23 protein-coding genes are annotated in these 22417 nt (G+C 72.9%); 9 read left to right on the forward strand and 14 right to left on the reverse strand.

The genetic code is table 11. The features are described 5' to 3' along the window. Positions 1-4: 4 nt before the first annotated feature. On the reverse strand, positions 5-1174 hold the full coding sequence (locus tag AB0M93_RS42630) for a glycosyltransferase family 4 protein (protein ID WP_364285541.1): 1170 nt from the start codon (positions 1172-1174) through the stop codon (positions 5-7). Between the two features lie 151 nt (positions 1175-1325). Between AB0M93_RS42630 and AB0M93_RS42635 the strand changes: the two genes are divergently transcribed. Next, a complete protein-coding gene (locus AB0M93_RS42635; RefSeq protein ID WP_364285447.1) occupies positions 1326-2021 on the forward strand; it encodes a class I SAM-dependent methyltransferase in 696 nt (231 codons plus the stop codon). A 3-nt stretch (positions 2022-2024) separates the two neighbouring features. On the opposite strand, the gene AB0M93_RS42640 is transcribed toward AB0M93_RS42635, so the two are convergent. After that, positions 2025-3095, reverse strand: coding sequence for a DUF3068 domain-containing protein (locus AB0M93_RS42640; protein WP_364285449.1), 1071 nt, complete (start codon positions 3093-3095; stop codon positions 2025-2027). Between the two features lie 272 nt (positions 3096-3367). Between AB0M93_RS42640 and AB0M93_RS42645 the strand changes: the two genes are divergently transcribed. Continuing rightward, positions 3368-3865 carry a hypothetical protein gene (locus tag AB0M93_RS42645; RefSeq protein ID WP_364285451.1) on the forward strand — a complete coding sequence of 166 codons (498 nt, stop codon included), beginning with the start codon at positions 3368-3370 and terminating at the stop codon, positions 3863-3865. On the opposite strand, the gene AB0M93_RS42650 is transcribed toward AB0M93_RS42645, so the two are convergent. The 4 genes from AB0M93_RS42650 to AB0M93_RS42665 form a co-directional block, all read right to left on the reverse strand. Then, on the reverse strand, positions 3862-4074 hold the full coding sequence (locus AB0M93_RS42650) for a helix-turn-helix transcriptional regulator (protein WP_004559143.1): 213 nt from the start codon (positions 4072-4074) through the stop codon (positions 3862-3864). The genes AB0M93_RS42645 and AB0M93_RS42650 overlap by 4 nt on opposite strands. Beyond that, positions 4074-4553 (reverse strand): DUF2975 domain-containing protein, encoded by a 480-nt coding sequence (locus tag AB0M93_RS42655; RefSeq protein WP_364285453.1) that lies wholly within the window; start codon positions 4551-4553, stop codon positions 4074-4076. The genes AB0M93_RS42650 and AB0M93_RS42655 overlap by 1 nt, the downstream gene beginning before the upstream one ends. 56 nt (positions 4554-4609) lie before the next feature. After that, positions 4610-5782 (reverse strand): helix-turn-helix domain-containing protein, encoded by a 1173-nt coding sequence (locus AB0M93_RS42660; RefSeq protein ID WP_364285455.1) that lies wholly within the window; start codon positions 5780-5782, stop codon positions 4610-4612. Between the two features lie 95 nt (positions 5783-5877). Beyond that, positions 5878-6507, reverse strand: coding sequence for a methyltransferase domain-containing protein (locus AB0M93_RS42665; protein ID WP_364285457.1), 630 nt, complete (start codon positions 6505-6507; stop codon positions 5878-5880). 42 nt (positions 6508-6549) lie between these two features. On the opposite strand from AB0M93_RS42665, the gene AB0M93_RS42670 reads away from it, so the two are divergent. Continuing rightward, positions 6550-7017 carry a nitroreductase family deazaflavin-dependent oxidoreductase gene (locus tag AB0M93_RS42670; RefSeq protein ID WP_364285543.1) on the forward strand — a complete coding sequence of 156 codons (468 nt, stop codon included), beginning with the start codon at positions 6550-6552 and terminating at the stop codon, positions 7015-7017. Here the strand turns inward: AB0M93_RS42670 and AB0M93_RS42675 are convergent. Further along, positions 7007-7540, reverse strand: coding sequence for a GNAT family N-acetyltransferase (locus tag AB0M93_RS42675; protein WP_364285459.1), 534 nt, complete (start codon positions 7538-7540; stop codon positions 7007-7009). The genes AB0M93_RS42670 and AB0M93_RS42675 overlap by 11 nt on opposite strands. 77 nt (positions 7541-7617) lie before the next feature. Between AB0M93_RS42675 and AB0M93_RS42680 the strand changes: the two genes are divergently transcribed. Continuing rightward, a complete protein-coding gene (locus AB0M93_RS42680; protein ID WP_364285545.1) occupies positions 7618-8964 on the forward strand; it encodes a pyridoxal-dependent decarboxylase in 1347 nt (448 codons plus the stop codon). On the opposite strand, the gene AB0M93_RS42685 is transcribed toward AB0M93_RS42680, so the two are convergent. Beyond that, complete coding sequence (locus tag AB0M93_RS42685) at positions 8958-9350, reverse strand: hypothetical protein (RefSeq protein ID WP_364285461.1); 393 nt, start codon at positions 9348-9350, stop codon at positions 8958-8960. The genes AB0M93_RS42680 and AB0M93_RS42685 overlap by 7 nt on opposite strands. Positions 9351-9502: 152 nt before the next feature. On the opposite strand from AB0M93_RS42685, the gene AB0M93_RS42690 reads away from it, so the two are divergent. After that, positions 9503-10696 (forward strand): glycoside hydrolase family 18 protein, encoded by a 1194-nt coding sequence (locus tag AB0M93_RS42690; protein ID WP_364285463.1) that lies wholly within the window; start codon positions 9503-9505, stop codon positions 10694-10696. A gap of 47 nt (positions 10697-10743) precedes the next feature. Here AB0M93_RS42690 and AB0M93_RS42695 read toward each other — a convergent pair whose 3' ends face one another. Beyond that, positions 10744-11907, reverse strand: a complete 1164-nt coding sequence (locus AB0M93_RS42695; RefSeq protein ID WP_364285465.1) for an MFS transporter — start codon at positions 11905-11907, stop codon at positions 10744-10746. Between the two features lie 54 nt (positions 11908-11961). On the opposite strand from AB0M93_RS42695, the gene AB0M93_RS42700 reads away from it, so the two are divergent. Then, a complete protein-coding gene (locus tag AB0M93_RS42700) occupies positions 11962-12384 on the forward strand; it encodes a MerR family transcriptional regulator (RefSeq protein ID WP_364285467.1) in 423 nt (140 codons plus the stop codon). On the opposite strand, the gene AB0M93_RS42705 is transcribed toward AB0M93_RS42700, so the two are convergent. Next, entirely contained in the window at positions 12345-15089 is a 2745-nt protein-coding gene (locus AB0M93_RS42705; protein WP_364285469.1) for a BTAD domain-containing putative transcriptional regulator, read from the reverse strand. The two genes, AB0M93_RS42700 and AB0M93_RS42705, sit on opposite strands and share 40 nt — an antisense overlap. A 274-nt stretch (positions 15090-15363) precedes the next feature. Next, the gene (locus AB0M93_RS42710) at positions 15364-15789 is read right to left on the reverse strand and encodes a DUF5709 domain-containing protein (protein ID WP_364285471.1); all 426 of its coding nucleotides are present in this window, start codon (positions 15787-15789) and stop codon (positions 15364-15366) included. A 99-nt stretch (positions 15790-15888) separates the two neighbouring features. Between AB0M93_RS42710 and AB0M93_RS42715 the strand changes: the two genes are divergently transcribed. Further along, on the forward strand, positions 15889-16716 hold the full coding sequence (locus AB0M93_RS42715) for a cyclase family protein (protein ID WP_364285473.1): 828 nt from the start codon (positions 15889-15891) through the stop codon (positions 16714-16716). A gap of 39 nt (positions 16717-16755) precedes the next feature. On the opposite strand, the gene AB0M93_RS42720 is transcribed toward AB0M93_RS42715, so the two are convergent. Further along, positions 16756-19059 carry a bifunctional diguanylate cyclase/phosphodiesterase gene (locus AB0M93_RS42720; protein ID WP_364285475.1) on the reverse strand — a complete coding sequence of 768 codons (2304 nt, stop codon included), beginning with the start codon at positions 19057-19059 and terminating at the stop codon, positions 16756-16758. A gap of 146 nt (positions 19060-19205) precedes the next feature. Here AB0M93_RS42720 and sigJ point away from each other — a divergent pair, with 146 nt between their 5' ends. Then, the gene (gene sigJ, locus AB0M93_RS42725) at positions 19206-20057 is read left to right on the forward strand and encodes an RNA polymerase sigma factor SigJ (RefSeq protein WP_364285477.1); all 852 of its coding nucleotides are present in this window, start codon (positions 19206-19208) and stop codon (positions 20055-20057) included. On the opposite strand, the gene AB0M93_RS42730 is transcribed toward sigJ, so the two are convergent. Beyond that, positions 20054-20710, reverse strand: coding sequence for a helix-turn-helix domain-containing protein (locus AB0M93_RS42730; protein ID WP_364285479.1), 657 nt, complete (start codon positions 20708-20710; stop codon positions 20054-20056). The genes sigJ and AB0M93_RS42730 overlap by 4 nt on opposite strands. An 88-nt stretch (positions 20711-20798) precedes the next feature. On the opposite strand from AB0M93_RS42730, the gene AB0M93_RS42735 reads away from it, so the two are divergent. Then, entirely contained in the window at positions 20799-21905 is a 1107-nt protein-coding gene (locus AB0M93_RS42735) for an NAD(P)/FAD-dependent oxidoreductase (RefSeq protein ID WP_364285481.1), read from the forward strand. On the opposite strand, the gene AB0M93_RS42740 is transcribed toward AB0M93_RS42735, so the two are convergent. Then, positions 21902-22072 carry a hypothetical protein gene (locus AB0M93_RS42740; protein ID WP_364285483.1) on the reverse strand — a complete coding sequence of 57 codons (171 nt, stop codon included), beginning with the start codon at positions 22070-22072 and terminating at the stop codon, positions 21902-21904. The two genes, AB0M93_RS42735 and AB0M93_RS42740, sit on opposite strands and share 4 nt — an antisense overlap. Between the last annotated feature and the right edge of the window lie 345 nt (positions 22073-22417).

Below are 22417 nucleotides of genomic sequence, written 5' to 3' on the forward strand. Positions count from 1 at the left end.
GGCGTCACCCAGCCGCAGCCGCCGGATGCATCGATTCGTGCGGGTTCGCCGGGCGGTGAGGTGCCCGGGTCAGCCGGCGCGGTCGTGGCGCGGGCAGCCCGGCGACGTCCCGCACCAGTGACTCGAACTGCCCCACGCTCGCGTCCCAGCTGAACCGGCCGGCGCGCTCGGCACCCGCCAGGCCCATCTCCGCGCGCCGCAGGCCGTCGGCGAGCAGGGCGTCGACCCGGCCGGTGAAGTCGTCGAAATCGTCCGCGAGCAGGCCGGTCCGCCCCTCCACAATGGACTCGGTGACGCCGCCGGCCGCGCGGTAGGCGATCGAGGGCACGCCGTGGGCCGCGGCCTCCATGATGACGATGCCCCAGCCCTCCTTGACCGACGGGCACAGGTGCAGCCACGACCGGGCGAGGATCTCGTGCTTGGCCTGCTCGTCCACCCAGCCGTGCAGCACGACGCGGTCCGCCACCCCGCGCGCGGCGGCGTGGCCGCGCAGCACCTCCTCCCACGGCCCCTGGCCGACGACCTCCAGCCGCAGCGACGGCCAGCGCCGCGCGAGCCGCGCCACGACGTCGATGGCGTGCTCGATCCGCTTGTGCGGCACCAGCCGGCTCACCGCGACCAGCGTGGGCTCGCTGTCCCGCCCGGACGTGCACGGCGGGGGCGCGTCGAGGCCGTTCGGGACCACCGTGACGCGCTCGCCGCCGATGCCCAGCTCCGCCAGTTCCGCCTTGGTGACCTCGGAAACCGTGACGTAGGAGCACCGGCGGAACAGCCACGGCGCCAGCCGCGACTCGATCCACCAGCCGACCCGGCCCAGCGTCTCGCCGAGCGCGCTGATCCACTGTTCCTTGTGGACGTGGTGCACGAGCACCAGCACCGGGCAGCCGGCGACCAGCCGGGCGAAGAACGGCATGCCGTTCTGCACGTCCACCACGAGGTCGGCGCGGGCCCGGCGGATCGCGCGCAGCGCGTGTGCGTAGACGCCGAACTTGTTGCCGCGACGCCGGTAGCGGACGCCCTCGCGCCACTCGCCGGGCGTCGCGCCCGGGTACGCGGCGCACTGGATCTCGACCCGGTAGCCCGCTCTGGCCAGTCCTTCGGCCATGCGCTCGACGTACCGCTCCGAGCCGCCGCCCTCGGGGTGGCCGGTGTCGCGCCAGTTGACGAGGAGCACACGAGGACGTTCCATCGGGTTATCCAAACTGTAGCGACGATGCTAGGTTACTGGTGCGTACACCCTAGATGAACGTATTCGGGAAAGCGACGGTTCAATGGTAGGCAATCCGGTTCTCGAGCGGCCGCACCGGGCCACGCTAGGCCGTTCCGTGACGCTGTTCCGCACGTTCCTCACCGAACAGAGCGACCCGGACGGGTTCTATTCCGCACTGGCCGCCGACTCCGTCCGGCAATTGGCGGCGCACACTCCGCTGTCCGGGCGCACGGTGCTCGACGTCGGCGGCGGCCCCGGCTACTTCTCCGACGCCTTCCGCGCGGCCGGCGCGGTCTACCTCGGCCTCGACCCCGACGTCGGGGAGCTGTCCGCGCGCGGCGAGCCCGGCGAGAACATGATCCGGGCCAGTGGCACGGAACTGCCGGTGCGCAGCGGTTCCGTGGACGTCTGCTACTCGTCGAACGTGCTGGAGCACGTCGCCGAGCCGTGGGTGATGCTCGGCGAGATGTGCCGGGTGACCAAGCCCGGCGGCACCGTCTTCGCGTCGTTCACGCCGTGGTATTCGCCGTGGGGCGGCCACGAGACGGCGCCGTGGCATTTCCTCGGCGGCCACTACGCCCGGCGGCGTTATGCGCGGAAACTCGGGAAGCAGCCGAAGAACAAATTCGGGGAAAGCCTGTTCCCGGTTTCCGTCGGCGCGGCCCTCCGCTGGGCGAAAACGACGCCGCTGGCGGAACTGGAGGCCGGGTACCCGCGTTACCACCCGAGGTGGGCGATGTGGATCGTGCGCATTCCCGGCCTCCGCGAAATAGCGTCGTGGAACCTCGTGCTGGTGCTGAAGCGGCGCTGAACCTCAGCGGTCGGCGCCGACCGGCACCCGGTGCCGCCGCTGCGGCGGGGCCGGCGGTTCGGCCGGGCGCCGGCGGATGAGCAGGAAGAGCGCGACGACGACCAGCACGCCGCCGCCGATGCCGAGCCAGAGCGGCCCGGTGCTGGAGAGGAACTGCAGCCGGCCGCGGTTTTCGTCGACCTGGTCGACCATCCGCGCGACGGTGTTGCCGTTGTAGGCCAGCGTCCCGTCGAACACGACGACCGGGGCGGTGGTGGCGGACCGCAGTTCCTGGTGCTGCTGTTGCTGCTGCTTCACCTCGATCCCGGTGACCGGCTCGACCCAGATCGTGGTGACCCCGCGGTAGTACAGGTCCGCGTCGACCTTCGGCTCGGTGGAACCGACGAGCGAGCCGGGCACTTCCTTCGTCTCGATCTTCGTGTCCGGGATGTCCTGGACGAACTTGTAGGTCTCGACCCCGCTCACCGTCTCGGTGCCGGTGTACCGCGCGGTGACGGCCTTCTCGGTGTTGTCGTCGTAGACCGGGTAGTCCTTCTGTTCGGTGCCGAAGGGGAACTTGAAGTTCAGCCCGGGCTGCGCCTTGTAGTCGTTCGTCTCGGGCGGCTTCTGGCCGTCCTTGTCGGCCTTGTCCTTCAGCCTGGTGATGTAGCTGCTTTCCCGGGTGCACTTCGGGTCGGCGGCGCCGCGCGGGTCGTAGCCTTCGGAGGTGCGCCGGTCGAAGCAGACCTGCCGCTTGCTCGCGTTGAGCACGGTGTCGTCGGCGTCGTCCTTGACCTGCACCGCCAGCAGCCAGACCGCGTAGTCGGTGTCCTGGTGCATCTCGGGCCGCGCGAAGTTCGCCTGCACGCGGCCGGTCGCGGTGATCTTCCGGTTTTCGCGGATCTCGGCGACCGGGCCGGCGCCCTTGTCGGTGACGGCGAGGACCTTGCTGACGGTGCCTTCGAGCACCGACGTCGAGTCCTGGTCCAGCGGCACCTTGGCGAGCTTCGGGTACACGTACGTGGGGAGGAGCACCGCCCCGGCGGCCGCGAAGACGCCCAGCGCCAGCAAGATCAGGCCGAAAGCACGTCGCAACGGTCCTCCTGGGTCGTGTTCCCCGCCACGCAAATTACCCGGCGGTAATCAGGTGCACGGATAGTGGCCCGCGCCACGTCCCGCGTCAAAGTGTGACCCGCGGTCACAGACACCCGGTGCGGCCGGAAGGTCGCACGGGCGCCGCCGTTCGGACCAAGCGGCCAAACATGTTTGTTCCCGGGCACAACGGGCACGGGCCCACCATCGGACGATCCCCCCGCCGCCGCGCCGGACCGCAGAGGAGAAAATCCCTTTTGCCCCAGGACCCTTCGATGGTCGCCATCGCGGCGACCGCGCGCTGGCGGGCCCGGATCGTGGCGGCGGCCGCGAGCGCGGGAATCAGCATCGCCGACCCGCGGGCGGGCGTGCCCGGCATCGGGCTGCTAACCTGCGCCCCCGGCCACCTCGGGGCGATCGTGCCGCACCTGGCCCGCGACGCCGAGCCGGCCCGCCCGGCGATCGGCGCGCACTCGGACTCGATCGCCGACCGCGAGCTGCGCAACGCGGTGGCGGACGTGGCCGCCCTGCTTTCCCTGCACGGCAACGTGGTGCTGGACCTCGACGCCGGCGGCCGCCGCCACCGCCCGGCCCGGCCGGACGTGGTCGTCTCGGCCGGTGTGGACCGTCCCCAGTGGACGGAACCGGCGGTGTGCCTCCCGGTCGGGACGGACCGCCGCGGCGGCCCGCTGACGGTGGCGCTGACGGCCGGCCCGGGCTTCGAGGGCACCCTGCTGGAGCTGGCCCGGCTGGTCGAGGCCGACGCGGCCTAGCTTTCGTCGTCGACCCACTCCAGCAGGTCGCCCGGCTGGCAGCCGAGCACCCGGCACATCGCCTCCAGCGTGCTGAACCGCACCGCCTTCGCGCGGCCGTTCTTCAGCACCGCGACGTTGGCCGGCGTCAGCCCGACCTGCTCGGCGAACTCCCCGACGCTCATCTTCCGCTTGGCCAGTTCGACGTCGATGCGCACGACGATCGGCATCAGATGACCGCTTCCAGGTCCGACCGCAGCGCCGTGGCCTGGCGCAGCAGGGCGCGCATCACCAGCATCACCAGGCCGAGCACGGTGACTGACACCGTCACCAGGAACAGCAGCATCGGCATGCCCGGGTCGTCCGCGTTGAAGCCGACGAACAGCAGCATGCCGCCGAGCACCAGCCACGCGGCGCCGATCGCCCAGACGATCGCGTCGACCCACTTCAGGGACGCCGTCGTGAAGATGCGGTCCTTCTTGACCAGCGTCAGCAGCTTCCAGGTCGCGACGAGCACCACCTGCACGCACAGCACGAGGAACACCGCGATGGCGGTCAGCGGCCAGCGCAACGGCGCGTCGTGCGGGTTCTGCTGCGTGTGGTAGGCGATCCCGCCCGGGAGCGAGAGCGTCTGGAACACGACGAGGACGCCGAACAGCACCACGAGGAACACCCGCAGTGCGGCGACGGCCCACTTCTCGGTAACCATGCGCCGACTATGGCGTGTGGTCTATCGAAAGTCAATCGGTAGTGATCGAAAGTCGATCACTCCGGTTCGAGACGGACCGACTCGAGAGCGACGTACAGCTCGCCGATGTCGACCGGGTCGGTGAGGTCGCGCTTGGTCAGCTCCTGCACCCGGCGCAGCCGGTAGCGGACCGTGTTGGGGTGCACGAACAGCCGGTCGGCGGCCTCCTTGGCCGAGCCGTGGCCGGCGAACCACGCCAGCAGCGTGTCGAGCAGGACCTTCCGTTCCGCGTCCGGCAGCGCGAGCACGCCGGCCAACGCCGCCCGCACGACGTCGCGGGCCATCCCCGGCGCGGCGGCGACCAGCGTCGTCACCGGCGAGTCGCCGAACACCACCACACCCGCGGTCGCCGACGGCAGCGAGCGGCGGGCGATCCGGGCCCGGTGCAGCGCGTCCGGCACGTCGGGGAACCCGCTGAACGGCCGGCTCATCCCGGCCGCCACCGGCAGCGACCCCAGCACTTCGCGCAGCCGCCGGACGTCCTCGATGCGGTCGATCGCCACCAGGCCCGCCTCGCCGCCGGGCCGCCACGCCGACCGCCAGCGCCGCGCTCGCAGCAGCGCCTCGACGCTGTCGTGCTCGTCCGGCTCGACACGCTCGGTGACCACGGCGACGAACATGCCCGCGGTCGGCAGGCCCAGCTCCCGGGCGGCGGCCTCCATGTCCGTCTGGCTTACGAGCCGGCCGCGCAGCAGATCGTCCAGCAGCCGCGCGTTCGCGTGCGACGGCTCGGCCGCGACCTCCTCGTACGCGGTGGTCAGCGCGTCGGAGTAGAGGTCGATCGCCTTCCAGACGTAGGAGTTGATCTCGATCGTCCGGGTCGGGTTGAGGAACTCCGGGCCGGCGAGCTCGAGGAGCCCCTCGTAGACGAAGGTGCCGCCGATCCGGAACGCGCGCAGCACGGCGGGCAGCGGAATGCCCTGGCGCGCCTGGGCCAGCCCAGTCTTGCGGGCGGCGTCCAGAGCGAGGCCGCGGCCTTCGGCCAGCGCGGTCAGCGCGCGTTCGAGGTTGGCCCGGCAGACCTGCCGCAGTTCACCGGGGGCGACGCTCTCGACCTGCCGGTAGAACTCGTCCTGCTCGCCGAGCAGGCGGGCCAGCCGGTCGGCGAATTCGGGCAGCCTGGCCAGCATCTCGCGCACGAGCTCGCGGTGTTCGCGAGGTACCGGCGTGGCCAGAGCTTCGATGCCCATCCCTCACTTTAGCTCGGGTCCGCCGCCCGGGACACGCACGAAGTTGAGCAAAATTCATATCCATCGGGTGATCAACCTCGGGACGCCTTGACGGCTCAGCCCGGTTTGCGTGCCGTGAGGTAGACGTGCGGCTCGGCCCGGGCGTCAGCGTGGTCGGGCACGAACTCGACCTCGTCCGCCCGGACCACCTCCAGCCCCGCGGCGCCCAGCAGCTCCTTCAGCCGCCCGGCGGCGAAGCTGTACGCGCGGACCGGATGGCCCATGAAGACGATGTCCACGCCGTCGACGTCGGCCGGCACGGTCGCGAGCACCAGCAGGCCGCCGGGTTTCAGCCAGGCCGTGACGCGGCCGAGCACGGTCTCCTGGTCGGCCCGGGGGAGCTGCAGCATCGAAAAGAACGCCGTGATCGCGTCCCACGTGCCGTCCTCGAAGGACAGTTCGCGCATGTCCCCGAACTCGAAGCGGGCGGCGGGCACCTGGTTCCGCGCGATCTCGACCATCTTCGGCGAGACGTCGTAGCCGGTGACGTCGTGGCCGGCGGCGACCAGGAGTTCCGCGGTGGGGCGCCCGGTGCCGGCGCCGAGGTCGAGCACCTTCGCCTCCGGGGGCAGGGCCGCGAGCAGGTCGGTGATGGCCGCGCGCCGTCCGGTGGCGGTGCGGAAGGCGTGTTCGTAGTCCGTGCCGAGCGCGTCGAAGACCTCGGCGGCGGTTTCGGGGCGGGTCATGCTCACCCACCCTGCCAGACCTAGGATCCTGCCGTGGCTGGTTTGCGGGGTGTCTTCGCCGGGTTCGGCAAGAGCAGGGCGTTCGCCGTGCTCGGACGGGCACTCGTGCCCGCCGACCGGGTGCTGCTGCGGATCAGCGGCGGCCGGGTCGGCGTCGGCGCGGCGGTCGGGCTGCGGACGCTGCTGCTCACGACCGTCGGGCGGCGCAGCGGCGCACCCCGGCAGGTGCCGCTGCTGTACGTCGAGCGCGCCGGCGGGTACGTCGTGATCGGCTCGAACTGGGGCGGCGAGGCGCACCCGGCATGGTCGGCGAACCTGCTTGCCCACCCGGCGGCGACGGTCTCGCTGGGCGGCCGGACCGTCGACGTCACCGGGCGGCTCCTGACCGGGGACGAGCGTCAGGAGATGTGGGACGCGGTGGCCGCGTACTGGCCCGCGTACGACCGGTACGCCGTGCGGGCCGGGGCCCGCGAAATCCGCGTCTTCCTGCTGGAGCGCCTCAGCCGATGAGGTCGGTGTGCCGGATCCGGTACACCTGCAGCCGCAGGTTGTAGTACTTGTCCGTCTCGCCGACCCAGTTCATGCCGAGCCGCTTGGCGACCGCGATCGCCCGCGTGTTGTTCGGCCGCGCGACGGCGAACAGCTCCTCGGTGTCCTGGGTGAACGCCCACTCGATCAGCGCGGTCGCCGCTTCCGACGCGTAGCCCTTGCCCCAGACGCCGGGGCTGAGCTGCCAGCTGAGCTCGAGGTCCTCTTCGAACGGCGGCAGCAGCCGGATGCCGAGACCACCGATCACCACGCCGTCCTCTTTGCGCTCGACGGCCCACCGGCCGCGCGGCGGCGGCAGGTTCGGCTGCGCCTCCTGCCACGCTTGCAGCACCGCGCGCATCGCGGCGACGTCGCCGACGCGGTCCATGGCCGGGGTCAGCCAGTGCGTGACGTCCTCGGCACCGTAGATCCCGAACGCGGCTTCGGCGTCGGCAGGCGTCCAGTCCCGGATCACGAGCCGGTCGGTGCTCAACGGGTTCTCCATATCAGGACGCTACGCCGGGAAGCCGTCGATTGTTCCCGGACGGGAGGGAGAACACCTACAGTCGGCGCGTGGACGAACTGCACGCGCTGCTGGCCCGCGCCGCCGAACTGGCCGCGGATTACCGCGCCACCCTTGCCGACCGGCCGGTCGCCCGGCCGGTCGATTCCGCCGCCCTGCGCGCCGGGTTCGGCGGCCCGCTGCCGGACGGCCCGAGCCCACCGTCCGAAGTGCTCGAACAGCTCGCCCGCGCCGCCGAACCCGGGCTGGTCGCCACCGCCGGGCCCCGGTTCTTCGGCTTCGTCATCGGCGGTGCGCTGCCCGCCGCCACCGCCGCCGATGTCCTGGCCGCCGGCTGGGACCAGAACGGCTTCAACGCCGTCCTTTCGCCCGCCGCGGCCGCTGCCGAAGACGTGGCCGGCGCCTGGCTGAAGGAACTTCTCGGCATCCCGGCCACCGCCTCCGCCGGGTTCGTCACCGGCGGGCAGGCGGCGAACACCGCCGGGCTCGCCGCGGCCCGGCACCACGTGCTGGCCGAAGCGGGCTGGGACGTCGAACGCGACGGCCTCGCCGGTGCCCCGCGCGTCCGCGTCGTCGCGAGCGAAGAGCGGCACGCCACCGTCGACCGCGCGCTGCGGCTGCTGGGCTTCGGCACCCGGGCTGTCGAGCCGGTCGCCGCCGGTCCACAAGGCGCGATCGACGTCGGGGACCTCGCGCGCGTGTGCGCGGCCGGAAGCGGGCCGCTGATCGTCTGCCTGCAGGCCGGGAACGTCAACACCGGCGCCTGCGACGACCTGCGCGCCGCCCGGGAAGCCGCGGGCGGCGCGTGGATCCACCTCGACGGCGCCTTCGGGCTCTGGGCCGCGGCCGGCCCGGAGACCAGAGCACTCCTCGACGGCGTCGAACTCGCCGACTCCTGGGCCTGCGACGGGCACAAGTGGCTGAACGTGCCGTACGACTCGGGGTTCGTCTTCTGCGCCCGCCCGGACGTCCACGCCGCGGCGATCGCCTACCGGGCGGCCTACCTCACCGGCGCCGGGGAGGTGTCCGGGATGGGCGACCTGACGCTGGAGTCCTCACGCCGCGCCCGCGGCTTCGCGGTCTGGGCGGCGCTGCGCGAGCTGGGCCGCGACGGCGTCGCCGAGCTCGTCGGCCGCTGCTGCCGGCTGGCCCGCCGGTTCGCGCGGGCGCTCGCCGACGGCGGCGCCGAAATCGCCAACGACGTCGTCCTCAACCAGGTCCTGGTGTCCTTCGGCGACGACACCGACGCGGTCATCCGGAAGGTCCAGGACGACGGCACCTGCTGGCTCGGCGGCACGACCTGGCGTGGCCGCCGGTACCTGCGGATCTCGGTGTCCGGCTGGTCGACGACGGAGGCCGACGTCGACCGCAGTGCCGCGGCGATCCTGCGCCTGGCCGGTCAGTGACCCTCGCGCACCGAGAGCGAGTCCGTCCGCCAGGCGATCTCCTTCTCCCCGCCGGTCGGCCAGCTCGACGAGAGCCGCCGCCGGACGCTGCCCAGCGCGCCCAGCTCGGCCAGGTCGATGCGGGGACCCTGCGCGGCCAGTGAGGACACCTCCGCCGTGGTGAGCGGGACGAAGTCGAAGTACTGCGCGTCTTCGCCGCCCTCGCGGTCGACGAACTCGGTGAAGATCGCGGCGAACGACTGCCCGCATTCCGGGCACCGGCGCAGGGAGATGCTGAAGTGCGACCGCTCGACCAGGCGATGGGTCTTGTTCAGCCGGGTCGTGCAGAACGCCAGCGCGGTCAGGGCGTCGTCGCCGGAGCAGCGGGCGCAGCCGAACTCGGTCATCGGCCGATCATCGCACGCGTGAATCCGGACCGGCCTGCGGAGGTATCGGGAAACCCGCTGACCACACGATTCGCTCTGGTCCGCAGTGGTCTGGACCTGTTAGCCTCGGCAGGTCCACCCGCCCGGTCCGCGAAGGGAAACCCGTGCTCCGCATGAGAAAAAGCATCGCCGCCGCCGCGCTCGCGCTGGCCGGCGCCGCGGTCGTCGCGCCGCCCGCGGAAGCCGGGCAGGCGCCGGGCAAGGTGATGGCGTACTTCGCCGACTGGGACGTCTACGCCCGCGGCTACCACGTCAAGGACATCGAAACGTCCGGTTCGGCCGGAAAGCTGACCCACCTCAACTACGCCTTCGGGAACGTCACCGGCGGCGGGTGCGCGGTCGGCGACCCGTGGGCCGACCACGACATGCCCTACGACGCCGCCACGAGCGTCAGCGGCCAGGCGGACAGCACCGAACCCGGTGCGCTGCACGGCAGCTTCAACCAGCTCCTCGAACTCAAGAAGCTGCACCCGAAGCTCAAGGTGCTGTGGTCCTTCGGCGGCTGGACGTGGTCGGCCGGCTTCACCGAGGCGGCGAAGAACCCGGCCGCGTTCGCCGAATCCTGCTACAACCTCGTCAACGACCCGCGGTGGGCGGGCGTCTTCGACGGCATCGACATCGACTGGGAGTACCCGAACGCCTGCGGCAACACGTGCGACACGAGCGGGCCGAAGGCGTTCACCGGCCTGGTCCAGGCGCTGCGCGCGAAGTTCGGGCACCAGCTGGTCACCGCCGCGATCACCGCCGACGGCTCGAAGAACGGCAAGATCGACGCCACCGAGTACGGGGCCGCGAGCCGCTCCCTCGACTGGTACAACGTGATGACCTACGACTACTTCGTCGCCGGCGCGAGCCCGACCGGGCCCACCGCGCCGCACTCGCCGCTGCGCGCCTACCCGGGCCTCCCGACGGCCGGGTTCTACGCCGACGCGGCGATCCAGAAGCTGCGCCACCAGGGCGTGCCGTCGGCGAAGATGCTGCTGGGCCTCGGGTTCTACGGCCGCGGCTGGGACGGCGTGACGCAGAAGCAGCCCGGCGGCACGGCCACCGGCCCGGCGCCGGGCACGTACGAAGCGGGGGTCGAGGACTACAAGGTCCTCAAGACCAAGTGCCCCGCCAACGGCCGGGTCGCCGGTACGGCGTACGCGAAGTGCGGCTCGCAGTGGTGGAGCTACGACACGCCGGAGACAGCGTCGGCGAAGGCCGGTTACGCGAAGTCGCAGGGCCTCGGCGGCGTGTTCGCCTGGGAGCTGTCCGGCGACACGGCGAACGCGGAACTGCTGCGGGCCATCGCGGGCCGCTGCTGAAAAAGCTGGAGGGCCCGGGCGCGTGCGCGTCCGGGCCCTTCGTCCACTTAGGAACGGGCGGGGAAGCCGTGCCGCCGGGTGCCGAGCACCACGGCGAGCACCGGCAGCAGGAGCACCAGCAGGGTCCACGGGAAGGCCGCCGGCCCGGCGGCGCCGAGCAGCACGCCGCCGGCCACCCCGCCCGCGGCCATCGCGGCGTTCCACAGCGTGACCAGCATGGCCTGGGCGTTGTCCGCCGCTTCGCCGCCGGCGTTCCCGGCGGCCGTCTGCAGCAGTGTCGGGACGCCGCCCCAGCCGAGTCCCCACAGCGCCACGGCGAGGTAGACCAGCGCCGGGCTGCCGGAGAACACCGCCAGCAGCGCCGCGGCCACCGCGACCAGCAGGGTGCTCGCCACCATCAGGGCCCGCAGGGCGCGGTCGATCCGGGCGCCGACGATCGCGATGCCCGCCATCGACGCGATGCCGAAGACGAGCAGGACGATGTCCACCGCGTCGCCCATTCCGGCGGCGCCGAGGAAACCGGCGATGTAGGTGTAGAGCACCGTGTGCGCCAGCACGAACACGAGCGTCACGGCCAGCACGGGCACGACACCGGGGACGGTGAGCGTCCGCAGCACCGGTGTCCGGCCGGCCGCCGAGCCCGGCCGGCCGGGCATCGCCGCGGCGATCCAGGCGAGCAGCGCGACCGCGATCGCCGACATGACGCCGAACGCCGAGCGCCAGCCGAGCAGGCCGCCGAGGAACGTCCCGGCCGGGATGCCCAGCGACAGGGCCAGCGGGATGCCGGCCATCACGATCGCGATCGCCTTGCCCTGGTCGTCCGGGACGAGCCGGCGGGCGTAGCCGGCCAGCAGCGCCCAGACGACGCCCGCGGCCACGCCGGCGACGAACCGCGCCACCATCGTCAGTGCGTAGTCCGCCGACAGCGTCGTCACGGTGTTGGCCACGGCGAACCCGGCCACGCCGGTCAGCAGCAAGCGTTTGCGGGACCACTTCGCGGTGGCGGCGGAAAGGGGGATCGCGGTGAGCGCGGTGCCGAGCGCGTAGACGGTGACGGCCTGGCCGGCCGCGGCTTCGCCGACGCCGAGACCGGCGCTCATCCCGGGCAGCACGCCGGCCGGCAGCGCTTCGGTGAGCACGGTGACGAATGCGGCGGTGGTCAGGGCGAGGAGGGCGGGCAGGGGCAGCGAGCGGGTGCTGAGGTTCGTCATGCCGCTATCCTCGAACCCTCACATCAATGTGAAGGTCTACGTGAGGTGGGGCACATGCGGATCGGCGAGCTCGCGGAGCGCACGGCCACGTCCCGCCGCCTGCTGCGGTACTACGAAGAGCAGGGCCTCATCATCGCGAGCCGCGGCCCGAACGGCTACCGCGACTACGACGAGGCGGCGGTCGACCGGGTGATCCAGGTCCGCGGCCTGCTCGACGCCGGGCTGCCGACCCGGATCATCAAGCAGATCCTGCCCTGCCTCGACAAACCGCGCACGATCTACTTCCCGGACGCGACCCCGGAGATGATCGCCACCCTGGAAGAAGAGCTCGACCGCATGACCCGCCGGGCGGAATGCCTGCTGCGCAACCGGGACGCGATCGCGGAGTACCTCGACGCGGTCCGCGAGTACGACGCCGCCCGGCCGGCCGGAACCCCTCAGCCGTCGAGCGCGAGCAGGCACGCTTCGAGCTCCTGAAACCGCACGCCTTCCGGGCGGATCCGGTAGCGGGCGAGTGCTTCGCCGAGCACCCGCCGGGCGTCGTCCGGCCGGCCCGCCGCGCGGTAGCAGTCGCCGAGCGCGACCATGAAGAAGTTCACGTGCCGCAGGTTGCCGGTGGCCCGCAGGGCTTCGACGGCCCGCTCGAAGTGCGCGATGGCCGTGGTCCAGTCGCCGGTGCGCAGGTGCACGTAGCCCAGGTTGCCGATGGCGTGGGCTTCACCGTCGAGGTCGTGGTGCGCCCGGGCCACCACCGCGGCGCGCTCCAGCCAGTGCTGCGCCTGGAGCTGGTGGCCCCACTGGATGTGGCAGAACCCGATCAGGTCGAGCGTCTTGACGTAGAGCCGCGGCTCGTCTTCCGGCTCGATCAGCCGCAGGATGTGCTCGCACTGCTCGAGTTCGGCGTGGTAGTTCGCGGAGTGGTACTCCCAGGCACCGGCGAGCACGTAGTGCAGGTGCGCCTGCTGCACCCGGTCCCCGCACTCCTGGGCCAGCGCCAGCGCCCGGGGCAGGCTTTCGAGCGCGACTCCGGTCCGCCCCGCGAAGATGCTGGCGCTGGCGAACAGCCGGTGCGCGATCAGCTGGGCGGTGACCTCACCGAGCTGCTCCGCGGCGGCGAGGGCGAGGCGGGCCGCGGTTTCCCGTTCGGGCAGCAGGCCCTGCCGGGAGCGGAACTCGTTCAGGAGCGCGGCCAGCTGCCAGACCTCGGTCAGCCAGCCGTGTTTGACGGCTAGTTCGGTGGTGGCGGTCAGGCACGCGTGTTCGGTGACGAACCACGCCAGGGCTTCGGGCTGGTCGGCGAAGCGCAGGCTCCCGGTGCCGGGCAGCGCCGGGGCGATCCGGATCGGTGTCCCCGTCGGCCCGAGGACGTGGTTGCCGTGCCAGGACGTCTGGAGGTAGAAGTCCGTCACGCGCCGCAGCGCGTCCTCGCGAGCGCTTTCCGGCAGCGTCCGCTCGGCCTCTTCGGACGCATACAGCCGGACGAGGTCGTGCATCCGGTACCGGCCGCTCGCCGTCCGCGTCACCAGGTGCGCGTTCTCCAGCGCCCGCAGCACTTTCCGCGTCTCGGCGAGCGGGACGCCGGCCAGCGCGGCCGCGGCGGGGAGGCCGATGTCCGGCCCCGGGGCCAGCGCCAGCAGGCCGAACAACGCCGAGGCTTCGGGCGCGAGGTGGCGCAGGGACCAGGAGAACACCGTGCGCAGGCTCAGCCCGGCTTCGCCGGTGTCGAGCCCGTCCAGCCGGGCGGCGTGGTCGCGCAGTTCCTCGGCCAGCAACGCCAGCGGCAGCTCCGGCGAGGTGACCGCCCGCGCCGCGACGATCCCCAGCGCCAGCGGGAGCCCGGCGCAGAGCCGGACCAGCTCGTCGACGGTCGTGGGCTCGGCGGTGAGCCGGTCGCGGCCGAGGTGCCGTTCCAGCAGTTCCCGTGCCTCCCGCGCGGACAGCACGTCCAGGGAGATCGGCCGTGCCCCGTGCGTCGCGACGAGCCCGCCGAGCCGGTGCCGGCTGGTCACGAGCACCCGGCAGGTCGGGCTGCCGGGCAGCAGCGGAACGACCTGGCCCGTGCCGGCGGCGTTGTCGAGCACGATCAGCATGCGCTTTCCCGCCAGCAGGCTGCGGTAGAGCGCGAGCTGCGCGTCCGGGTCCGGCGGCACCGCGGACCCGTCGACCCCGAGCGCGTGCAGGAAGCCGCGCACCGCCACGGACACCGGCAGCGGCTCGGCGACCGGGTCGAAGCCGCGCAGGTTGACGTAGAGCTGCCCGTCGGGGAACGCGGCGAGCTTGCCGGCCGCCCAGTGCAGCGCCAGCGACGTCTTGCCGATGCCGCCCGCGCCGCCGATGGCCGAGATCACCACCGGACCCTCGCCCGTCCCGGACCGGTCGAGCTCCGCCAGCAGCCCCGCCCGGCCGACGAACGACGCCGGCGCCGCCGGGAGCTGCTGCGGCACCGGCGTGCTGGTCCGCGGTCCCGGATCGCCGTGCAGGATCCGTTCGTGCACCTGCCGCAGCTCGGCGCCGGGATCGGTGCCGAGCTCCTCGGCGAGCAGCCGGCGCATCCGGTCGAACTCGCGCAGGGCGTCACCCTGGCGGCCGGCCCGGGCCAGCGCCAGCATCAGCCGGCTGCGGACCCGTTCGTCGAGCGGGTGGGACTCGGCCAGCGCGGTCAGCTCGGGGACCAGCTCGCCGGCCCGGTCGCCGCGGAGCCGGATCTCCGCGAGGTCCAGCTGCGCGCCGAGGCGCCGGCTCTCCAGGCTCCCGCGCAGGTTGGCGAACCACGGCGTGTCGAGGCCGGCGAACGGCTCGCCGCCCCACAGGGCCAGGGCCCGCTCCAGCAGGACGGCCTTCTCGCGGTCGTCGCCGGTGGATGCGGCCTCGCCGAGCAGCCGCAGGAAGACGTGCAGGTCGACCGAGCCGGGATCGGCGGTCAGCAGGTAACCGCCGGAACGCTGGACGAGCGTGGTTTCGCCGAGCGCCGTCCGCAGCCGGGAAACGTAGCTGTACAACGCGTTGCGGGGGTTGACGGGCAGCTGCTCGCCCCAGATGCGTTCGGCGAGGACGTCCGCCGGGACGACCTTGTTCAGGTCCGTCAGCAGCGCGACGAGCAGGCCGCGCAGGCGGGGGCGGCGGATCTCCGCCGGGTGGTCGCCGACGCGGGCCTCGAGTTCGCCCAGCAGCCTGAACCGCACCGCGTCGTCCGCCTCCCCGTGTCCGCCCGGCCGCCCACTGTAACGGATGCCCGGAAAGGCGCGGGAAAGCTTTGTGCAAGGCCGGTCCGGCACTGTTCGTGTGTCGGCGGTGCCGCCACGAATCGTCGAGGGGGCGGTTCGTGGCCGGTGCCGCGACCGCCAGCCGGATCGTCTTCCCTGCCACGGCCGTCGCCCTCCCCAGGGCGGCTTCCCGGGCGATCCGGCCGGTGGCGGGGCGGTCCGGTTCCCTCGAACGCCGGGCCGTCCCGTCACCTCACCAGCGGCGGGACGGGTCGATCACGTGGACGGCCGCTTCCTCCGCCGACGCCGCGCCGCCGTCGATGCCGGCGTCCGAGGCGTACAGCTCTTCGTCGGTGTCCTCGCCGAACCCTTCGTCCGACGCGACCAGGCGGCCCGCGCGGACGTCGCCGACCTCGTCGTCGATCAGCTCCCCGTCGGTGTCCTCGGCGTCGCCGAGCCCGTCGTCGTCGAGGTCGTCGGCCACGTCGGGAGCCTCACGGGCGAGCCGGCCGGCCCAGCTCTCGCCCTCGGCGGTTTCGCGGGCGGTGGTGCCCCAGCCCTCGGTCGCCTGGGCGCGTTCCGGGGGTGAATAACCCTCCGCCAGTTCGTCGCGGTCGTCCAAAGTGTCCTCGGGGTCGAGGATGCCGTTGTCGGCGTTGTCTTCGATGTCGTCGTCCACGGACACCATCTTCCCGCAGGCTCTATGGCTGCTCCCGGTCCGGGTGATAAGACCGAGCGACGCCGGGGCTCCGCCCCGCACGGTGAAAGGTGATCCCTCATGCCGATGAGACGCAGGGTGCTGGCCGCGGGGCTGGCCGGGGTGTTCGGTGCCGCGCTGTCCGGGCGGACGGCGCAGGCCGCGCCGGTGACCCCGCCGGTGCGGCTCGACCAGCTGAACCTGGTCAGCCTCTCGCACGTCAACGACCCCGCCACGACCAACGTCTTCCCCGGCGACCCGCCCTTCGAGCTGGAGACCATCGCCACCATCCCGCAGGACGGCTACTACCTGCAGTTCGTCCGCGAAGGCGAGCACACCGGGACGCACTGGGGCGCGCCCGGCCACTTCAACACCGGCGAGCCGCTCGCCGACGAACTGGATCCAGGGGATCTGTTCCGGCCCGCGGTGAAGATCGATGTGCGGGCCAAGGCCGCGGCCGACCCCGACTACGCCGTCACCATCGACGACCTCAAGGCGTGGGAGAAGCGCCACGGCCGCATCCCGGACGAGTCCGTGGTGGTGCTGTGGACCGGCTGGGACGCGAAGTGGGGCACCCCGGCCTACCCGAACACCGGCGCGGACGGCGTGCTGCACCAGCCCGGGTTCTCCGTCCCGGCGGTCCGCTGGCTGATCGACACGGGCCGCCTGGGCCGCCGCGGCGGCACGGGCACGGACACGTTCAGCCCGGACGTCGGCACGGACGAGACGTACACGGTGTCCAAGCTGGTCTACCGGCGCCACCGGATCAGCCTGGAGATCCTGGCGAACCTCAAGGCCCTGCCGACGACCGGCGCCTGGGTGCTGGCGGGCGGGCCGATCAACCGCCGGGGAGCGGGCTCGACGGCGACCATCTTCGGCGTGCTGCCCCCGGGCGTGACGGCGAGCTGACCGGCGTCCGGCAGCCGCGGCTCTCCCCGGGCCGCCGGGCTAACCGGCGGACAGCGTCGACAGGCGCAGGGACGAGAGCGCGGCCGGGTGGCCGAACCGGTAGCCCTGGGCGGTCGGGCAGCCCGCCCGGGTGACCAGTTCGGCCTGCTCCGCCGTCTCGATGCCTTCCGCGACCACCGCCACGTCGAGGTCGGCGCACAGGCCGACCAGCGAGCGGCACAGCGCCGCGTCGCGGTCCGGGCGGACGCCGGTCGTCAGCGCGCGGTCCAGCTTGATCAGGTCCACCGGCAGCGCGTGCAGGACCGTCAGCGAGCTGTACCCCGCGCCGAAGTCGTCGAGCGCCACCCGCACGCCGAGGTCCTGCAGGCGGCGGATCGCCGCGGCGCCCGCGGCCAGGTCCGGCACCGGGACGGTCTCGGTGATCTCGACGATCAGGCGTTCGGCCGGCAGGCCGTACCGGTCCAGTGCGGACTCGACGCTCTCCTCGAGCGAGGCGGCGCCGAGCCGGCTCGCGCAGACGTTGACGTGCACCGTCAGGTCGATCCCGGCCGTCGTGATCTCCCGGCAGGCCAGGTCCAGCACCAGCGCGTCCAGTTCCGCGCCGAGGCCGGCGCCTTCGGCGGCGCGGACGAACGTCTCGGGCGACACCGCCGTGCCGTCCCGCGCGGTCCAGCGGGCCAGTGCCTCGACCGCCACCGGTGTCTCGTCGGCCAGCCGGACGATCGGCTGGAACACCAGCGCGAACCCCTCCGGGAGGCCGCCGCCCGCGCGGCGCAGCGCCGACGGGAAGTCGGGCGGCCCGTCCGGCGACGGGTGGTAGACGACCGTGGTGTCCTTGCCGAGCCGCTTGCCCGCGTACATCGACGTGTCCGCGCGGCCCAGCAGCACGTCGGCGGTGATCGACGGCTCCGTGGGGTCCGGCACGACCAGGCCCATGCTCGCGCGGACCGGCACCAGCGTCCCGTGCACCGCGAACGGCCGCCGCAGCGCGCTCTGGATCCGGTCGGCGACCGCCTGCGGCGCGTCGACCTCGCCCTCCAGCAGGATCGCGAACTCGTCGCCGCCCAGGCGCGCGACGGTGTCGCCCGCGCGCACGCAGCTCAGCAGCCGCTGGGCGACGGCGTGCAGCAGGACGTCGCCGCCCGCGTGGCCGAACCGGTCGTTGACGTCCTTGAAGTCGTCCAGGTCGACGAAGATCAGCACGAGCGGCGGCCGGTCGACGGCTTCGACGGCCCGGTCGAGCCGGTCGGCGAACAGGGCGCGGTTGGCCAGCCCGGTCAGCGGGTCGTGGTAGGCCTGGTGGGTCAGCTGCTGCTGGCCCTCGTACACCCGGCGCAGCAGCAACCTGTTGTCCAGCAGGGAAAGCAGCTGCCGGGCGAGCACCAGGAACACCACGAGCGCCCCGACGAACACCTCGACGCCGTCCGGGCCGGCGCCGGCCACGATCTGCACGGTGATCAGCAGCGCGACCGCGGTGACCGGCACGTACGGCAGCGCCACCTGCCACCAGTCGACGCCGACCGGCTGGCCGGTGTCCTCGCGCCGCCGCGTGCCGGGGGTGACCAGCAGGGCGTAGGCGATGAACAGCGGGCCGAGCACGAACCCGCCGTCCGACCACGGCTTCATGCTCTCCGCGCCGATGCTGACCAGGTAGGCGAACACGCTGTCCGAGCAGGCCAGCGCGACGATCCCGACGGCGGCCAGCAGCAGGTTCGCGCGGTAGGGGCGGTCCACCCGGTCGAACACGACCAGCAGCACGGCGACGACCACGATCACCAGGTCCGACAGCGGGTAGGCGATGGCGACGGCCCAGGTCAGCGCGTCCGGCCCGGTGGCCCGCACCAGCTGCCCGAGCGCCGCGGTCCAGGTCAGGATGAACAGCGAACCTGTGACGACCAGCCCGTCCAGGACCACCGCCACGCCGAAGTGCGCCGTCCACTGCGCGGGCTGCCAGCGTTCGCGGTCCGGCCGGATCCGTGCGCGGGCCAGCACGAAGAGAGCAGCGAGCGCGAACACCGGGAAACTCAGGTAGCCGACGTCGGCCAGCGACGGCGAAGGCAGCCCGCGCCCGTCGACCAGCTGGTACCAGGACCAGGCGCACTGGCCGAGCGACCAGCCGGCCATGCCGATCGCGACCAGGACGCGCCACCAGCGCTGGTGCCCGCGGACGCGACGGGCGACCACCACGCCGCAGACCACCGCGCCGACCCCGGCGCTCAGCTGCATGGAGTCGTCGACCCAGAGGGCGAAGGTGTCGCCCCAGAACGCGAACCCGTTGACCACGACCAGGGCGACCGCGACGAAGACGAGCAGGATCGCCACTGGGTACCGCCGCACTGTCATGGCACCTCACGCGGTCACGCACGCCGGTCGGACCGGCAAACACTACACCGGGCGTGATCACGCACAAGCGCACCGCACCCGCTGTCACAGCTCGCCGCGCCGGTTCGTCATGCGGGCGGGGACAGCCGAGGCGAAGGAGACCCGGGGTGATCGCGATCGGGCCGGAGCGGCAGCAGCTGATCGGCCTCGCCTACCGGCTGCTGGGGTCGGTGAGCGACGCCGAAGACGTCGTCCAGGAGGCGTACGGCCGGTGGTACGCGCTGTCCGGGCCCCAGCGGGACGCCATCGAGTCGCCCGCCGCCTGGCTGACGACGGTCGCCGGCCGCATCTGCCTGGACGTGCTCGGCTCGGCTCGCGTGCGGCGGGAGCGGTACGTGGGCGAGTGGCTGCCCGAGCCGGTGCCCGGCGGGACGGCCGACCTGGCCGAGCACGTGGCGCTGGGCGAGTCGCTCACGATGGCGTTCCTGGTCGTGCTGGACGCGATGACGCCGGCCGAGCGGGTGGCGTTCGTCCTGCACGACGTCTTCGGCTACCCGTTCGCCGAGGTGGCGACGGTCCTCGGCCGGACGCCGGCGGCCTGCCGCCAGCTGGCCACTGCCGCCCGGCGCCGGGTCGCCGCCTCGCGGCCGCCGGCGCCCGCCGCCGGCCGTGCCGACGTCGTCCGAGCCTTCAAACTGGCGTGGGAGGCGAAGGACATCCGGGGGCTGGTCGGCCTTCTCGATCCCGGCGCCACCGCGGTCGCCGACGGCGGTGGTCTGGTCAGCGCGGTGCTGCGCCCGGTCGTGGGCGGCGAGCAGGTGGCGCGGTACGCGGTCCGCCTGCTCGGCCGGCTCCCCGCGCTGGCGATCGAGGAAACGACGGTGAACGGACAGCCCGGCCTGGTGGCGCGACGGGACGGTACCGTCGCGGCCGTCGTCGCGTTCGACGTCGCGGGCGGGGTGGTCCGGCGGATCTGGGCGGTGCGGAACCCGGACAAGCTCCGCCTCTGGCAGGACTAGCGGAGAGTCGCGATCCCGGCCAGGAAGATGTCGATGCCGGCGAGGAACTGCTCGCGGTCGTCGTGGTCGCGCAGCTGCGCCGCCGCCCGGTGCACGAACGGGTAGCGCTCGGGGTCCAGCCGGGCCCACTGACCGGCGATGGCGCCGAGGAACGCCTCGCGGTCGGCCTCGGCGGAGAGGCGGGCGTTGGCGGCGTTCTGGCCGGCGACGCCGAGGACGTAGTTCACCAGCGCGCCCGCGGCGTCGAACAGCGCCGGCCCGGGGACGCCGAGCGCGGTGAGCAGCCCGCCGATGCGCTCGTAGATCTCCAGCAGCGCGGGGCGCCAGGGCTCGCGCGAGAGCTGGGCGCCGACCCAGGGGTGCTCGTCGATCGCGTCGAACAGGCCGAGTGCGACGGTTCGCAGCGCCTCCCGCGGGGACGCGTCGGGGACGGCACCGGTCACGACCCGGCCGATGACGGCGTCGGTGGCCGCCGCGAGCAGGTCGCTCTTGTTCGCGACGCGGTGGTAGATCGCGCCGTACCCGGTGCTCAGGCGGGTGGTCAGTGCGCGGAACGTCAGCGCGGCCTCGCCGCCTTCGTCGAGCAGCTCGGTCGCCGCCGCGACGATCACGTCCTTGGACAGCTCGTCCGTACGCCGGGGCCTGGGTGCCATGCGAGCAGTATCGCACGTTTGGATCGTCGATCCAAAGTCGTGCTACGGTGAGTTTGGATCGTCAATCCAAACTCTTCGGAAGGAACTCATGACCACCCACGTCACGATCATCGGCGCCGGACTCGGCGGCCTGGTGCTGGCCCGCGTCCTGTACGTCCACGGCGTCGCCGTCACCGTCTACGAGGCGGAGCCCTCGCCGGACGCGCGCCGCCAGGGCGGCCTGCTCGACATCCACCCCTGGAACGGCCAGCAGGCCCTCGAAGCGGCCGGCCTGACCGCCGGCTTCCGCGAGCTGATCCTCCCCGGCCGGGAGTCCTACCGTGTCCTCGACCGGACCGGGGCCGTGCTGCTCGACCGGCCCGACGACGGCACCGGCGAACGGCCGGAGGTCCCGCGCGGCGCCCTGCGGCAGCTGCTGCTGGACTCGCTGCCGGCCGGCACCGTCCGGTGGGGGCACAAGGTCACCGGGGTGCGGCCGCTCGGCGACGGCGGCCACGAGGTGAGCTTCGCCGACGGCACCACCGTCGTCGCGCGGCTGCTCGTCGGCGCGGACGGCGCGTGGTCGCGGGTGCGGCCGGTGCTGTCGGGCGCCACCCCCGAGTACGTCGGCGTCTCGGTCGTCGAGACGTTCCTGTTCGACGGCGACACCCGGCACCCGGCCACCGCGAAGGCGGTCGGCGGTGGCTCGCTGTTCGCGCTCGCCCCGGGCAAGGGGATCACGGCGCACCGGGAGGGCGGCGGCACTCTGCACACTTACGCGCAGCTGCGCAAGCCGCAGGACTGGCTTGCCGGTCTCGAGCCCGCCGCGGTGACGGCGCGGGTGCTCGAGGAGTTCGACGGCTGGGCCCCCGAGCTCACCACCCTGATCGCCGCCAGTGACGTCCCGCCGGTCGTGCGGCGCCTCTGCACGCTGCCTGCCGGGCACCGCTGGGACCGCGTGCCGGGGGTGACCCTGCTCGGCGACGCCGCCCACCTGATGCCCCCGAACGGCGAAGGCGCCAACCTGGCCATGCTGGACGGCGCCGAACTCGGCCAGGCGATCGCCGCGCACCCGGACGACGCCGAGGCGGCGCTGGCGGAGTACGAACAGCGCCTGTTCCCGCGCGCGGCGGCCGAGGCGGCCGACGAGGACCTCTACGACGTCATGTTCGGCCCGGACACGCCGCACAGCATGGTGGCCATGCTGACGGCCTAGCCGGGACCGCCGGGTTCGTGCCGGCCGCGCGGGGCCGGCACGACGAACGCGATCACCGTCGCGGCCAGGCCGGCGAGCACGGACACGTGCACGGCGGCCGGCACGGTACTGATCAGGAACAGCCGCAACGTCCCCGAGATCAGCAGGCGCCACATCTTCGGGCTCATGATCAACAAGTACCCGCGGCGGCGCGCTGCCAACCGAGCCGGGACACGTTCACCCGGCGGGGTGGCAGCCGGTTTCGACATCTTCGACAACCGGTGTCCGCCGTCCCGGTTTCGCCGTGGAATCGCCAGTTTCCCGATTGGGCCGCAAGTGGAAAGGAAACCGCGGGATAACGATCCGTTTCGCGCACCGTGATCGACTGGACATCGGTGGTGACGCTGGCGAACATTGACCTCCGTGCGTGGGAAGGGGAGGAAAGGTGAGCCTCAGTGCGGCGGACGTGGTCGGTGAGCTCAAGGCCCTGCGCAAAGGGAGGGCAATTTTCACGACACCGCTCGCCGACCGGG

The sequence above is a fragment of the Amycolatopsis sp. NPDC051102 genome (assembly GCF_040682815.1).
Taxonomy (GTDB): Bacteria; Actinomycetota; Actinomycetes; order Mycobacteriales; family Pseudonocardiaceae; genus Amycolatopsis.

Bases quoted from the DNA above. Each gene is read 5' to 3' on its own strand.
- AB0M93_RS42675 (WP_364285459.1), bottom strand. From the start codon at position 7,540: ATGGAGAACCCGTTGAGCACCGACCGGCTCGTGATCCGGGACTGGACG.
- AB0M93_RS42645 (WP_364285451.1), top strand. From the start codon at position 3,368: ATGGTCGCCATCGCGGCGACCGCGCGCTGGCGGGCCCGGATCGTGGCG.
- AB0M93_RS42685 (WP_364285461.1), bottom strand. From the start codon at position 9,350: ATGACCGAGTTCGGCTGCGCCCGCTGCTCCGGCGACGACGCCCTGACC.
- AB0M93_RS42695 (WP_364285465.1), bottom strand. From the start codon at position 11,907: ATGACGAACCTCAGCACCCGCTCGCTGCCCCTGCCCGCCCTCCTCGCC.
- AB0M93_RS42730 (WP_364285479.1), bottom strand. From the start codon at position 20,710: ATGGCACCCAGGCCCCGGCGTACGGACGAGCTGTCCAAGGACGTGATC.
- AB0M93_RS42665 (WP_364285457.1), bottom strand. From the start codon at position 6,507: ATGACCCGCCCCGAAACCGCCGCCGAGGTCTTCGACGCGCTCGGCACG.
- AB0M93_RS42715 (WP_364285473.1), top strand. From the start codon at position 15,889: ATGCCGATGAGACGCAGGGTGCTGGCCGCGGGGCTGGCCGGGGTGTTC.
- AB0M93_RS42690 (WP_364285463.1), top strand. From the start codon at position 9,503: ATGAGAAAAAGCATCGCCGCCGCCGCGCTCGCGCTGGCCGGCGCCGCG.
- AB0M93_RS42740 (WP_364285483.1), bottom strand. From the start codon at position 22,072: ATGAGCCCGAAGATGTGGCGCCTGCTGATCTCGGGGACGTTGCGGCTG.
- AB0M93_RS42720 (WP_364285475.1), bottom strand. From the start codon at position 19,059: ATGACAGTGCGGCGGTACCCAGTGGCGATCCTGCTCGTCTTCGTCGCG.
- AB0M93_RS42660 (WP_364285455.1), bottom strand. From the start codon at position 5,782: ATGGGCATCGAAGCTCTGGCCACGCCGGTACCTCGCGAACACCGCGAG.
- AB0M93_RS42700 (WP_364285467.1), top strand. From the start codon at position 11,962: ATGCGGATCGGCGAGCTCGCGGAGCGCACGGCCACGTCCCGCCGCCTG.
- AB0M93_RS42650 (WP_004559143.1), bottom strand. From the start codon at position 4,074: ATGCCGATCGTCGTGCGCATCGACGTCGAACTGGCCAAGCGGAAGATG.
- AB0M93_RS42735 (WP_364285481.1), top strand. From the start codon at position 20,799: ATGACCACCCACGTCACGATCATCGGCGCCGGACTCGGCGGCCTGGTG.
- AB0M93_RS42655 (WP_364285453.1), bottom strand. From the start codon at position 4,553: ATGGTTACCGAGAAGTGGGCCGTCGCCGCACTGCGGGTGTTCCTCGTG.